Raw genomic sequence first — 13559 nt, 5'->3', positions numbered from 1 at the left:
CAAAATATAGTCAAAAAACCACGCAAGCGCCCGCAAAATCTACTGATATTAGTCAATGCAAAATACACAATGTAAGTACTTTCCTGCTGTTGATTTCCTGCGAGGCCTTGGGGCATTTGTTATTCTGGTTTGGCACTATCACCACTTTTATTTTGTCCAACCATATTTTTCCCCTGAAACAGGAAATCCGGTCTGGGACTTTGATGTTCAGCCATTCTATGGATGGCTCTGGCCTTTTTATCACTACGGAGCTTGGGCTGTTCAGTTCTTTTGGGTTATTTCTGGATTTGTATTTGCGCATGTATATTCAAATAAGAAAACGGGAGCGAAAACATTTTTCATATTCAGAATGTCAAGGCTATATCCTCTACACATTATTACTCTTGCATTTATTTCGGTCCTTCAATATGGAAGTCTGTATTCAACCGGCAAATTCCAGATTCTAGCAATAAATGATGCATATCATTTTTTTCTTCATTTGCTATTTGCTTCTAATTGGGGGTTTGAAAAAGGTTATTCATTTAATAGCCCAGTATGGTCAATATCTGTTGAAGAAATAGCTTACTGGTGTTTCTGGATAATAGCGGCTCGGCACGGAAATTTCTCCGCAGGAAAATCACTTTTTTCTCAGTCATAGCATTAATTTCAATGCCAATTGCGGGGATAATCGGACAGTGTTTTTTCTATTTTATGTCTGGGTCGACAGCGTATATGTTTTTTGGCTTAGCCTGTACATTAAGATTAAAAAATTATCTGACTATTGCTGTTGCTTCGTGCGCAGTGGCAATTTTTTATCTTAAGACCAATCATTTGTATTTCGATGGGATCCCGTTGGTCTCCTCAAATTTTGCGAAATTCGATAGCTTAATGATGCATTTAGGGATGTCTAGTGCATTCTGTTTTTGTGTGTTGCTTGCAGCAACGATAGATGCATCACAGCTGTGCGTAAAAGCAGAAAAAATCTTTCTTTTTGTAGGAAGCTTGACGTACTCAACGTACCTGTGGCATTTGCCAATCCAGATTGCGGTGATAATTGGTTTTGATATATTTTCTCTTGACAGGTCTTTTTTTAATTATCCGTTGGCGCTTGTGTTATTTTTGTTTTTTATGGTCGCAGTAGGACGTCTTTCATTCATCTATATTGAGAGGCCGATTCAAATTAAAATAAGGAATTATTTCCTATAGCAAAGGTCTATCTAACGGCACACTATAACGTAATTCATAAATGGCAAAGATTGATCGTTATATATAATTACCTTCCAGTGCAGAATGCTGATCCCATTTTCTATTCATGGTTATTCCTTCGCAGGCATCACCTTTTCGCCAGCCTGCTCATATGCCGCCCTTGTGGTTGCCTTCACAGGGTGACTTTGTAAATCGCCGACGTGTGCCAGGTCAGTTTCGCTGGCTACATTTTTTCAGACTTCGAGAAACAGGAAGTCTTTCTCCCCACGAGCTAGTTCTTGCTTCCCCATTTCGGTCGCCGCAATTGATGGGAGGGAGGCTAAAAAATGATCAAACCGAGCGCGAGCCTCCATTTCATCGATTAATTTGTAGGCTTTTGTGTTAGGCACTTTTCCCGAAGGTAAGTGTCGTTTTTGGCTGATTGTTGCCTGTTAGGTGTAGCCAGTTCGTAGCTGTACCTAGGCAAATCGGGACTTTGCTGGCCTGTTTAGGCCTGTTTTTTGAGTTGGCGATCATTGCAAGGTGCTGATATATATACGATTATCTATCGGCTAGTGATTCTGTTAATCCGTAGGTCCCTGGTTCGAGCCCAGGTCGGGGAGCCAGAAAACACATCAGAAAACCCAGCCAATTTGGTTGGGTTTTTTGTTTTCTGGCCAAAAATTCGGTCGATTCCCATCGATTGGGGACACGGCAAAATCCTGGCCTTGCCCCCCCGATAATCTCGGGCAATTTAGCGAAGCTTGCGCAGTTCCTCGGCAAACATCTGGCGTGAAGCATCCAGCATGTCGCCGCTGCGCCGGTAATAGGACTCCTGGTCGAACTGGCCTGCGCCACGGTTATAGGCATCTTTTTGTGTTGTTTCAACCGCCATGCCGGTCGCGTTGAAGTTTTGGGTGCTGACCTGCCCCTTGACCGTCGATGTTTCCGCAATCAGTCGAACATCCGAAACCAGAGGCTGCTTGAGCTTGACGACCATGAGTTCAGGCTGGGTTGTGCTGATGAAGCGGTAGAAGGTGTTGCTGGCGTGCAGATGGTGCAGATTTGCCCCTCGCGTCGAAGCCACCGAAAGAAAACTACTGCCCGAACTCTTCAGTGCGGCGAAGTCGACCACCATGTTGACCGAGACCAGATGAACCTCCTGATTGAGGTCATAGGTCATCATGATTTCCTTCATGCGGGTGTTGGTACCAAAGGTAAAGCCCAGTCCCTTCAGAAAATCTGCCCGGTTGGGGTTGTCCATGTAGAGCGGCATGCCGCTTGGGGCGATGAATACCGATTGTGAATCCTTGGTATCGGTCAGCCAGGGCGAGGCATGCTGGGCAGGCGCTAGCTCGGCGAAATGCTTGGTCGCCTTCAGGCGTTCAAAGGGCACGACTTCGATGCCCATCGAAGCAAAATCTTGGGCAGTTCGGGCATAAAGGCTATCCACCATCTGCTGCAAGCGCGCCACCTCGGGCTGCGGGATTTTCATCGACTTGGTCGAATCGCGTGCGGTACCACCCTGATACTGGCTGCCACCCATGGCGCTAACTTCTTTGAACAAGGCGAATTCGACACTGAAATTAACGATACCGACTTTCTTGATACTCTTGAAGTTGCTACCACGCACGGTCTCAACATATTGCGCGGACTGGCTGGCAGCGGGTGCCTCGAAGCGATAGGGTGGAAATTTCTTGCTGGTATCCTCTTCGAAATCGGCATCACTCTTCGCATCCGCTTTGGCATTGCCCTCGCTGATGGCTTTGGAGAGGTCGGAAATCGCGTCGAAAACCCCGGCCTGCACGGGCGGCGAGAGGGCAAGCAACAGCAATGCGGCAATCCGTACCAACGCAAACCGGTCTGATCGGCTAACCCAAGGGCTGAGAAAGGCTTGAAACATAAAATGCTCCTCTATTGGCGGTTACATTTTGTCGTGATCATACGTCTGGCGACATATTTTTCCATAAATGCATGGCATCGGGTTTACGCACGGAACGGAGCTTAATAGCCCATGAATTGTCCTGGCCAAGGTCGCTCAATGTCCAGATGAAAGAAACTTTCCCGAATTTTGATGTCTCTACTTGTTGAGTCCCTATCAGGCGTTGATAATCGCCCATCAAACAGGCCCCTGACCCTTTGTCGGCCATCACAGAATCGTCCGCCATGCACAATGAGACACTCCGGCAGGAAATGACACCCGCCGGCCTTGCCGATTTCACGCCACACGTTACGCCACCTGCTGCGGGGCATCGCGAAGGCACGCTGCTCGATAAATACGGGCGGCGGATTTCCTATGTCCGGCTATCGATCACCGACCGCTGCGATTTTCGCTGCACCTACTGCATGGCCGAGGAAATGACCTTCCTGCCGCGTCAGGCGGTAATGAGTCTGGAAGAGTGCCTGCGTGTGGCGACGGTGTTTGTCGGCCTGGGCGTCAACAAATTGCGGATTACCGGCGGCGAGCCGCTGGTACGCAAGGATGCGATGTGGCTGATCGAGCGCCTCAGTGCCCTGCCCGGCCTCGATAACCTGGTGCTGACCACCAACGGTTCGCAGCTTGACCGCTTTGCCGCGCCATTGAAGGCGGCCGGCGTCAAGCGCATCAATGTCAGCCTGGATACCCTGAACCCGGAGCGCTTCCGGCAAATCACCCGGATCGGAGATTTGTCCAAAGTGCTGCGCGGCATCGAGGCGGCCCGTCAGGCCGGGTTCCGGCGAACCAAGCTGAATGCCGTCATGATGCGCGGCACCAACGATGACGAGTTCGTCGATCTGGTCAATTTCGCCCTTGAAAACAAGCTGGATATTTCATTTATTGAGGAAATGCCGCTGGGCGATATTCACGGGCGGGGCAACACCTATATTTCGTCCGAGGAAACCCGGGACATGCTGTCGCGCCATCTCGAGCTGCTTCCTTCCACCGAAGATTCCGGTGGTCCGGCGCGTTACTGGCGCACCCCGGGCAGCGAATCACGCATTGGTTTCATCTCCCCGCACAGTCACAATTTCTGCGATACCTGCAATCGTGTCCGGATTACCGCCAAGGGAGAACTCTACCCATGCCTCGGCCAGAACGATGCTGCGAATCTGCTGCCAGCCCTGCGCGAAGGCGACGATGCCGCCCTGCGCCAGGCAATCATCGACAGCATGGGCATCAAGCCCTACGGGCACGACTTTACCCAGCAAATGGATGCACCCCAGGTTGTCCGTTTCATGTCGATGACCGGCGGCTGATAACCGGTTTTGCAGACACAAAAAAGGCGATCCGGAGATCGCCTTTTTTCGTTTGGGCCTGAATTACAGGCCGCGCACGGCGCGCTTGCGCTCGATTTCCGTCAGGTAACGCTTGCGCAGACGAATCGACTTCGGCGTCAGTTCGACCAGTTCGTCTTCCTCGATGAACTCGACGGCGGCTTCCAGGCTAAGCTGGACGGCTGGGACCAGACGGACGGCTTCGTCGGTGCCGGAGGCACGGACGTTGGTCAGCTGCTTGCCCTTGATCGGGTTGACCACGAGGTCGTTTTCACGGCTGTGGATACCGATGATCATGCCTTCGTACAGCTTGTCGCCCGGCACCACGAACATGCGGCCGCGATCCTGCAGCTTCCACAATGCGTAGGCGACGGCTTCGCCGTTGTCCTGGGAGATCAGCACGCCGTTACGGCGCTCGGCAACAGTGCCGTCCTTGACCGGGGCGTATTCGTCGAAGACGTGGCTCATCAGGCCGTTACCGCGCGTCAGGTTCATGAATTCGCCCTGGAAGCCGATCAGGCCACGGGCCGGAATACGGTATTCGATACGGACGCGGCCGCGACCGTCCGGCACCATGTCCGTCAGGTCGCCCTTGCGCATGCCGAGGCTTTCCATGACGCCACCCTGGGTGTCTTCTTCGACGTCAACCGTCAGCAGCTCATACGGTTCGCACTCAACACCATTGATCGTCTTCTTGACGACGCGCGGACGACCGACGGCCAGTTCATAGCCTTCGCGACGCATGTTTTCGAGCAGGATGCCAAGGTGCAGTTCACCACGACCCGAAACGTCGAACACGTCACCATTACCGGTGTCATGAACGCGCAGGGCCATGTTGGTCAGCAGTTCTTTGTGCAGACGGTCACGGATCTGGCGGCTGGTGACGAACTTGCCTTCAGTACCGGCCAGCGGGCTGGTGTTGACCATAAACTGCATGGACAGGGTCGGCTCGTCAATCTTGAGCAGCGGCAGGGATTCCGGCTGTTCCGGATCGGTCACGGTGCAACCGAGTACCAGATCTTCAATACCGGTGATCTGAACGATGTCGCCAGCGTGGCCTTCTTCAAGTTCGATCTTGTTCAGGCCCTTGTAGCCGAAAACCTGACCAATCTTGGCCTTGATCGGGGTGCGCTCGTGTTCGGCGGCTTCTTCTTCGGTACCGAACATGACCAGCACGTTCTGACCGGTCTTGACCTTGCCGCGATTGATCTTGCCAACGCCGATACGACCGACGTAGGAAGAGTAATCGAGGGCGGTAATCTGCAGCTGCAGCGGCGCTTCGATATCGGTATCGGGAGCCGGCACGTGGCGCAGGATGGTATCGAACAGCGGGATCATGTTTTCGCGCGGCTGGTCAAGTTCCATAGCCGCCCAACCATTGAGGCCGGAAGCGTAGACAATCGGGAAATCCAGTTGTTCGTCGGTCGCACCGAGCTTGTCGAACAGGTCGAAAGTCAGATTGACGGCCTGATCGGGATCGGCACCGTCGCGGTCAACCTTGTTGACGAGAACGATGGGGCGCAGGCCGAGGGCCAGTGCCTTCTTGGTGACGAAACGGGTCTGCGGCATCGGGCCTTCAGCGGCATCGACCAGGAGAACGACGCCATCGACCATGCCCAGCACGCGTTCGACTTCACCGCCGAAGTCGGCGTGTCCCGGCGTATCGACGATATTGATGTGCACGCCCTGATATTCAACGGCGGTATTCTTGGACAGAATCGTGATGCCACGTTCCTTTTCCAGGTCGTTGGAGTCCATGACGCACTCGACCAGTTGCTGGTGGGCGGCAAACGTACCGGACTGACGGAGCAGTTGGTCGACCAGGGTGGTTTTACCGTGGTCAACGTGGGCGATGATGGCGATATTGCGAATCGGGCGAGCGGACATGGGAAGGCCTGAAAAATCAAAGGCGTGATTCTATCATCGATGGTGCGCCGCACCATCCCCGCCCGGACTTTTATCCTTCTTTATTTCGCATAAAGTCGGCTGTGTGGAAGAAATTGTTCAGCAGCACCTTGCGAATATCCTCGCTCAGACCGACATCCTCCATCGCCAGCGCCATGCAGGCCACCCACTGATCGCGCTCGGCAACACCGATTTCAAAGGGCATGTGCCGTCCCTTCAGACGGGGATGGCCGAATTTTTCGACAAAAAGATCCGGTCCGCCCATCCAGCCGGACAGGAACATGTACAGCTTGTCGCGTGATCCGGTCAGGCTGGCCGGATGCATGACGCGAATGCCCTGAAACTGGGGAATAGTGTCCATCAGTTCGTAAAAACGATCGCAGAGTTTGCCGATGGTGGCTTCGCCGCCGATCTTTTCGTAGGTCGTGGTGGTGGTAGTTTCCATAAGTGTTTCCGACACGGTGATTTAAGGTTTTCGTCCTGATGGGCGTCCACGTTGCGGCAGCGCCGGCTTGCCGGGGCGTGCCGGGGCTTGCCCGGACGGCCGCGCGGCACGCTGGACAGTGCGGGGCGCGCTACCTGGCTTTTGGACTTTCGAGGCATGCTCCGACGTCCCGAAGGTCTTGCCGGGCACGCCGGCCGGCTGCCAGGCCGGGATCAGTTGTTTCTTGCCATTGCCGATCAGGTCGGCGCGGCCCATTTCCTTGAGCGCCTCGCGCAACAGCGGCCAGTTGACCGGATCGTGGTAGCGCAGGAAGGCCTTGTGCAGCTTGCGCTGGCGACCGTTACGGACGGTGCCCACCTGCTCGCTGCTGCGCGTCACCTTGCGCAGCGGATTACGCTCGCTGTGGTACATCGTTGTCGCCATCGCCATCGGCGTCGGGATGAAGGTCTGCACCTGATCGAGGCGGAAGTTGTTCTTTTTGAGCCAGAGGGCGAGATTGAGCATGTCCTCGTCTTCGGTCCCCGGATGAGCGGCGATGAAGTACGGGATGAGGTACTGCTCCTTGCCCGCCTCGCGGGAGAAACGGTCGAACAACTGCTTGAAGCGGTCGTAGGAACCGATGCCCGGCTTCATCATTTTCGACAGCGGGCGCTCTTCGGTGTGTTCCGGCGCGATCTTGAGATAGCCACCGACGTGGTGGGTGACCAGTTCCTTGATGTACTCGGGCGAGCGCACGGCGAGGTCGTAGCGCAGGCCGGAGCCAATCAGCACCTTCTTCACGCCCTTGAGTTCGCGCGCCTTGCGGTAGAGCGAAATGAGCTTGCTGTGGTCGGTATTCATGTTCTCGCAGATGTCCGGGTAGACACAGGAGAGGCGGCGACAGGCGGACTCGATTTTCGGGTCCTTGCAGGTCAGGTGGAACATATTGGCGGTCGGCCCGCCGAGGTCGGAGACGACGCCCGTAAAGCCCGGCGTCTTGTCGCGCATTTCCTCGATTTCGCGAATCACCGAATCTTCCGACCGGCTCTGGATGATGCGCCCCTCGTGCTCGGTGATCGAGCAGAAGGTGCAGCCACCAAAACAGCCGCGCATGATATTGACCGAGAAGCGAATCATCTCCCAGGCCGGAATCTTCGCTTCGCCGTAGGACGGATGCGGCCGACGGGCATAGGGGAGCTCGTACACCGCGTCGAGTTCTTCGGTCGTCAGCGGGATGGGTGGCGGATTGAGCCAGACATCGCGTTCGCCGTGCGCCTGAACCAGCGCCCGCGCATTGCCAGGGTTGGATTCGAGGTGGAAGGTGCGCGAGGCATGGGCATAGAGCACCGGGTCGTCCTTGACCTGCTCGTAGGATGGCAACCGAATCACGGTATGTGCCCGGCGCTCACGGCGACCCGCCAGTCTTTCCTCACGGGAGACAATGCGAACGGCATGCTCGCCCGGCGCCGTAGCTGGCGCAGTCGTCTGCGCCGAACTCCCGGTATCCATGGCGTAGGGATCGGTATGCCTGACCAGCGGCCCCGGCGTATCAACCGAGGTCGAATCCATCGCCTCCCAATCATCCGAAGGCAGCCAACCCGGCGACACCATGAAGGCGGTGCCACGCAGATCGCGGATATCGCTGACTTTTTCGCCTTTGGCAACGCGATGGGCGAACTCAACGATAGCCCGCTCGGCATTGCCGAAAAACAGCATATCGGCCTTCGAGTCAGGCAACACGGAGCGGCGCACCTTGTCCGACCAGTAATCGTAGTGGGCGATGCGGCGCAGGCTGGCCTCGATCGAACCGGCAATCACGATGCTGCCGGGGAACGCCTCGCGGCAACGCTGGGCATAGACCGTCACCGAACGATCCGGCCGCTTGTTTGGCTCGCCATTCGGCGTGTAGGCATCGTCGGAGCGAATCTTGCGGTCGGCCGTATAGCGATTGACCATCGAATCCATATTGCCGGCGGTCACGCCAAAGAACAGATTTGGCTTGCCCAGTTTCTTGAAGTCGGTCGCGGAATTCCAGTCCGGCTGACAGACGATGCCGACGCGGAAACCCTGCGCTTCAAGCAAACGTCCGATCAACGCCATCCCAAAACTGGGATGGTCGATATAGGCGTCACCGGTGACGAGAATGATGTCGCACGAGTCCCAGCCGAGCGCATCCATTTCGGCGCGAGACATGGGCAGGAAGGGGGCGGGACCGAAGCGGTGGGCCCAGAATTTACGATGACCGAAAAGCGGGCGGGTAACTGGCTGATTTGAATCCATGCAATATTTTACCTGAGAGCGTTTGGTGGCGTGGCATACTTGCCTTTTGTCATAGAATCCACCTTGCGTGATGATGAAACTTCCCACCCGCGAACAGGCCGGCATCCTGATCGTTTCCGTCAGCGGTCGCATAGACCACAACGCGAGCGAAGAGTTCACAAAAGCACTCGACCCCCTGCTTGATCGCTGCACCCAGGGAGCATCTCCCCTCCTCCTCGATTTTTCCGGGGTCGATTACATCAGCAGTGCCGGACTGCGTGTCCTCATGATGGCCTCCCGCCGAGCCAAGGGGCAAATGGGCATATTCGCCATAACCGCCCTGCAACCGATGGTTCAGGAAGTCTTCGCAATCAGCCGTTTCAACCTCATCGTCCCTTGCTACGCCAGCATTGAATCAGCCTGCAAAGCACTGGGCTCATGAAACAGGTTGTTTTCTGGGGAACGCGGGGTTCGCTACCGGTCTCCCTCTCGCACCACGACATCCGGGAAAAAATCGTCGCCGCCCTGACGGCAGCCAATGGCAAGACATTCAAGACCCGCGCCGCCCTCGATGAATTCATCGACAAACTACCCTTTTCGGTGGCCGGCACCTTTGGTGGCAATTCATCCTGCGTTGAAATCATTACCGACCGCAGCGAGCATTTCATTTGTGACATGGGCAGCGGTGCCCGCCCCCTCGGCCAGGCCAAAATAGCCCGCTTCGGCACGCCCAACCCGCAGACCTATCACATCTTCATTTCCCATCTGCATTGGGATCACCTGATGGGTTTCCCCTATTTCGCGCCGATGTACATCGCCGGCAACCGCATCGTCATTCACGGCTGCCATGCCAATCTCGAAGAGGCGGTCCGCCAGCAGATGCAGTCGCCCAATTTTCCGGTCGATTACGCCCAGGCCGGCGCAAAAATTGAATTCGACCTCATGGTCCCGGATGAAACCCGCACGATCTCGGGCATCAATGTAAAGCCAAAGCGCCAGCGACATGCCGGCGATTCGTACGGCTATCGCTTTGAAAGCGGCCACAAGACCGTCGTCTACTCCACCGACTCCGAACACCGGCTGGACAATCCTGCCGAGTACGCCGCGTTCAGCCAGTTTTTCAGCAAGGCCGACCTGGTCATCTTCGATGCCATGTATTCGCTGGCCGAAGCCGTTTCGGTCAAGGCGGACTGGGGCCATTCGAGCAACATTGTCGGGGTTGAGCTGTGTCAGGCAGCGGCGGCCAGGCGACTGGCCCTCTTTCACCACGAACCGGTGCATGACGACAAGCAGCTTTCCCGCCTGGTCGCTGAAACGCGGCGGCTCGAGCAGATTACACGCGGTTTTCGGGCGCCGCTGGAGATCATCTCCGCCTATGACGGCCTGACTATCGACCTGTGAGGCGTCTGACCGGTCTGCTCCTCGCTGCCATCCGGCTCGAACACAGCCGGATCCTCCCCTTGCTGCTGCTCGTTGCCGCCTTGTTGCTACAATTTTCCAGCGAACAGACGCCGCTACTCACCGTTCGGGAAGCCCTGTTCGACCAGTACCAGCGGCAGATGCCGCGAGAGCGCAGCAGCGAGCCGGTTATCGTCGTCGGCATTGACAGCCAGAGTCTGGTCAAACATGGTCAATGGCCGTGGTCACGCGACCTGATGGCGCAACTGGTCAATCGCATTCAGGCCGGGCAGCCGCTCTCGCTCGGCATCGATATCGTTTTTTCCGAACCCGACCGCTTCAGCCCGGCCGGACTCGCCGCCCGCTACCCCGATCTGCCGGCCGACACCCTGGCCCGGCTGCCTGATCCCGACCAGCAACTAGCCAGCGCCCTGAGCGTCCGACCAACGGTCCTGGCGGTCGTTGGTTTGAGCAAGGAGTTACCCGGCTCGACCCAAGCGGCCCGGCCACTCCCCGCATTCAGGGCAGAAGCCGCAGTGCAACAGCAGTTGCCAAACTATGCCGGCGCCCTGGCCAGCCTGCCGCTGCTCGAAAAGGCTGCCGCCGGGGAAGGACTGATCAATGGCAGCCAGGGCCAGTTGCAAGCCGATAGCGAGCGGGGGGTACTGCGCCGCATCCCGGCGCTGGCCACCATCCAACAGTTGCCTTTCCTCTCTCTGCCCCTCGAAATGGTTCGTCTGGCACTGGGCGATCCTGCAGTGGTGCCGGAATCGGGAAGCGATGGGATGACGGCGATACGGATCGGCGACTATCGTTTGCCGACCCAGGGCAATGGCGAAGTGCTGCTGCATTTCGGGCGCGCCTCTTCAAATTACTACCTCTCCGCCGCCGACGTCCTGGCCGGTGTTCATCCCACCGAAATTTTCACGGGCCGCTTCGTCATTGTCGGCTTCAACAGCACCGGGCTGCAGGACCGCATCATCACACCCCTCGGCGAAAGCCTGCCGGGTATCGACATCCACGCCCAGGTGATCGAAAGCCTGCTTGAAGGTACTGCCCTGAAGCGTCCGCCCTGGATGTCAGGCCTGGAAAGTGCGACGCTGCTGCTCGGTGGCCTGCTGCTCATCGTGATGATCCCGGTGTTGCGGCCACGCTATGCCGTTATCAGCTTCGCCACGCTGGGCCTGCTTCTGGTTGGCAGCGGTTTCCTCGCCTTTTTCACCGGTCGCTGGCTGTTCGATGGGCTTACCCCGTTCGTGTTGCTTGTCCCGGTGTTCATCCTGCTTCTGGGAAACACGCTGATTGCCGCCGACAGCCAGCGCCGCACGGCTGAACGAACACTGCAGCAAAGCCGCGAAGAAGCGGCCCGCGCAGCCGGCGAACTGGATGCCGCCCGGCGCATCCAGAGAGGCCTGCTCCCCAACCCGGCGACCCTCTTTGCCGATGAGCAACGCTTTTCCATTGCGGCACTGCTCGAACCCGCCCTGGCGGTCGGCGGTGACTATTACGACTGTTTCATGCTCGATCAGCAGCACCTCTGCCTGGCCATCGGCGATGTCTCGGGAAAAGGCGTCCCCGCCAGCCTGTTCATGGCCATGTCGAAGACATTGACCGGCGCGCTGATGCGCCGCCAGAGCGATCTTGGCCTGGCCGTGCGCGAACTGGAATGTGAGCTTAGCCGCGACAACAGCGAATATCTCTTCGTCACCGCCTTCATCGGCATCCTCAATCTCCAGTCAGGCCATCTCGAATACGTTTGCGCCGGCCATGATGCCCCGATCATCCTGCGTCATGGCCAGCTATTGCGCATCGATACGGCAGAAAAAGCCGGCCCGCCACTCTGCGCCCTCGGCAATTTTCCCTACCAGGCTGGCCATCTGCAGTTGCTGCCAAGCGACCGCCTCTACCTGTTTACCGATGGTGTGACCGAGGCCGGCAATGGTAAGGCAATGTTCGGAATGACCGGCCTCCATGCAGCGATTCTGAAGTCCGGCGCAGACCCGGTCGAACGCGCGACCACGGCCCTGCGCGATGCTGTACGCCGCTTCGAATCAGGTCACCCGCCGACCGATGACCTGACGCTTTTAGTGATGCACTGGCACGGCCAGACCACTAGCGAACGCTGATTTCAACCCGCCGGTTTCTCGGTTCATCGACGTCGTCATCGGTTGGCACCAGCGGATCGCGTTCGCCGCGTCCGACTGCTTCGAGCTTGTCGGCGGCAATGCCTGACTCGATCAGCAAATCACGCAAACTCTCAGCCCTTTTTCTGGAAAGCCGGTCATTGGCCTCGGCGCTACCCACCCGGTCGGTATGGCCGATGACCATGACTTCGGAAGCAGCACGCTGGGCAATCTCCTGACGGATGCTGACCATTGCCGCCTGTGACTCTGCCGTAAGGACATTACCGCCAGCCTCGAAATACAGCACGTAGTTCGACGGTCGGGGCGGTTGCGCAGCAAGAGCCTGGGCGAAACGTGCCCGGACATCATCGGCTGACGACTGGTACGTATCCTTGCCTCCTGCACTGCGCGTTGTTGCGGCATAGGGTTTATCGAGGACCACCTCGCCGCGCCCGTCGCGCACGACAACGGCACTCGGCCGACCATCGTTCGACGGCAACAGGATAACCCGCTCGTTGGCACAAGCCCCGAGCAGCAAAAACGCCATCACGGCCAGGTAGCGATGACCCTTATTCATCGCGATCACCGACGACTTCGACGACGAACTCGGTACCGCGCACGCCGAGCACCGAGGTCGGGGTATGGAAATCGACCGACTCAGGCGTCCGTTTGGCAATCTTGCCCGAGGCGACAGACAGTGTTCCCTTGCGAATCCCGATCGACATGTGGCCATCCTGTGTGGCGTGGTCGAAGGCAAATTTGTCGATGACGAGGACCGAGTTCGGACCGGCCGACAACAGTGTATTGTCGCGCAGGGTCACACCGACCGAGCCATTGGTCCCGGTGCGGAGCTTGTCGGCAATTTCGATGATGCTGCCGACAACCGCTGGCAGTCGCTTGCCGCCGCGTTCGATACTGACTTCCCCGCTGGCGACCTTGATCATCCCTGCGGGTTCGGCTGCCTGGACGGAAAAGGCCAGCAGCGTACAAAGCGCAGCCCAATGTGCTTTAATCATGTGAAAACCTTGATG

Annotated in this window: 12 protein-coding genes; 5 read left to right on the top strand and 7 right to left on the bottom strand. The window is 57.1% G+C overall.

What is annotated here, in order from left to right:
* The first annotated feature begins 55 nt into the window (after positions 1 to 55).
* Positions 56 to 637, top strand: coding sequence for an acyltransferase (locus HYN24_RS15815; protein WP_162888633.1), 582 nt, complete (start codon positions 56 to 58; stop codon positions 635 to 637).
* Between the two features lie 1281 nt (positions 638 to 1918).
* Here the strand turns inward: HYN24_RS15815 and HYN24_RS07010 are convergent.
* Together HYN24_RS07010 and HYN24_RS07005 are read right to left on the bottom strand one after the other, a co-directional pair.
* Entirely contained in the window at positions 1919 to 3067 is a 1149-nt protein-coding gene (locus HYN24_RS07010) for a hypothetical protein (RefSeq protein ID WP_162888632.1), read from the bottom strand.
* Positions 3068 to 3104: 37 nt separating this feature from the next.
* A complete protein-coding gene (locus HYN24_RS07005) occupies positions 3105 to 3332 on the bottom strand; it encodes a hypothetical protein (RefSeq protein ID WP_117608581.1) in 228 nt (75 codons plus the stop codon).
* Between HYN24_RS07005 and moaA the strand changes: the two genes are divergently transcribed.
* Positions 3331 to 4401 (top strand): GTP 3',8-cyclase MoaA, encoded by a 1071-nt coding sequence (moaA, locus tag HYN24_RS07000; protein WP_117608580.1) that lies wholly within the window; start codon positions 3331 to 3333, stop codon positions 4399 to 4401. The two genes, HYN24_RS07005 and moaA, sit on opposite strands and share 2 nt — an antisense overlap.
* A 63-nt stretch (positions 4402 to 4464) precedes the next feature.
* On the opposite strand, the gene typA is transcribed toward moaA, so the two are convergent.
* The 3 genes from typA to HYN24_RS06985 form a co-directional block, all read right to left on the bottom strand.
* Complete coding sequence (gene typA, locus HYN24_RS06995; protein ID WP_117608579.1) at positions 4465 to 6306, bottom strand: translational GTPase TypA; 1842 nt, start codon at positions 6304 to 6306, stop codon at positions 4465 to 4467.
* 70 nt (positions 6307 to 6376) lie between these two features.
* Entirely contained in the window at positions 6377 to 6769 is a 393-nt protein-coding gene (locus tag HYN24_RS06990) for a group II truncated hemoglobin (RefSeq protein WP_117608578.1), read from the bottom strand.
* Positions 6770 to 6790: 21 nt separating this feature from the next.
* Positions 6791 to 8941, bottom strand: a complete 2151-nt coding sequence (locus tag HYN24_RS06985; RefSeq protein WP_240327772.1) for a YgiQ family radical SAM protein — start codon at positions 8939 to 8941, stop codon at positions 6791 to 6793.
* A gap of 160 nt (positions 8942 to 9101) precedes the next feature.
* Here HYN24_RS06985 and HYN24_RS06980 point away from each other — a divergent pair, with 160 nt between their 5' ends.
* The 3 genes from HYN24_RS06980 to HYN24_RS06970 are packed head-to-tail and all read left to right on the top strand — an operon-like array spanning position 9102 to position 12531.
* Positions 9102 to 9449 (top strand): STAS domain-containing protein, encoded by a 348-nt coding sequence (locus tag HYN24_RS06980; protein ID WP_162888631.1) that lies wholly within the window; start codon positions 9102 to 9104, stop codon positions 9447 to 9449.
* Entirely contained in the window at positions 9446 to 10408 is a 963-nt protein-coding gene (locus HYN24_RS06975) for an MBL fold metallo-hydrolase (RefSeq protein ID WP_117608575.1), read from the top strand. Before HYN24_RS06980 ends, HYN24_RS06975 begins: the two co-directional genes overlap by 4 nt.
* Positions 10405 to 12531, top strand: a complete 2127-nt coding sequence (locus HYN24_RS06970; RefSeq protein WP_117608574.1) for a CHASE2 domain-containing protein — start codon at positions 10405 to 10407, stop codon at positions 12529 to 12531. Before HYN24_RS06975 ends, HYN24_RS06970 begins: the two co-directional genes overlap by 4 nt.
* Here the strand turns inward: HYN24_RS06970 and HYN24_RS06965 are convergent.
* Positions 12518 to 13105: an OmpA family protein gene (locus HYN24_RS06965; protein WP_117608573.1), complete on the bottom strand. Its 588-nt coding sequence runs from the start codon at positions 13103 to 13105 to the stop codon at positions 12518 to 12520. The genes HYN24_RS06970 and HYN24_RS06965 overlap by 14 nt on opposite strands.
* Positions 13098 to 13544, bottom strand: coding sequence for a FecR domain-containing protein (locus HYN24_RS06960; protein ID WP_117608572.1), 447 nt, complete (start codon positions 13542 to 13544; stop codon positions 13098 to 13100). Before HYN24_RS06960 ends, HYN24_RS06965 begins: the two co-directional genes overlap by 8 nt.
* Positions 13545 to 13559 lie beyond the last annotated feature (15 nt).

It is taken from the genome of Dechloromonas sp. HYN0024, assembly GCF_003441615.1.
In the GTDB taxonomy this organism is placed as follows: Bacteria; Pseudomonadota; Gammaproteobacteria; order Burkholderiales; family Rhodocyclaceae; genus Azonexus.
The sequence above is the reverse complement of the archived record's forward strand: the minus strand, read 5'-3'. Positions and strand labels throughout refer to the sequence as shown.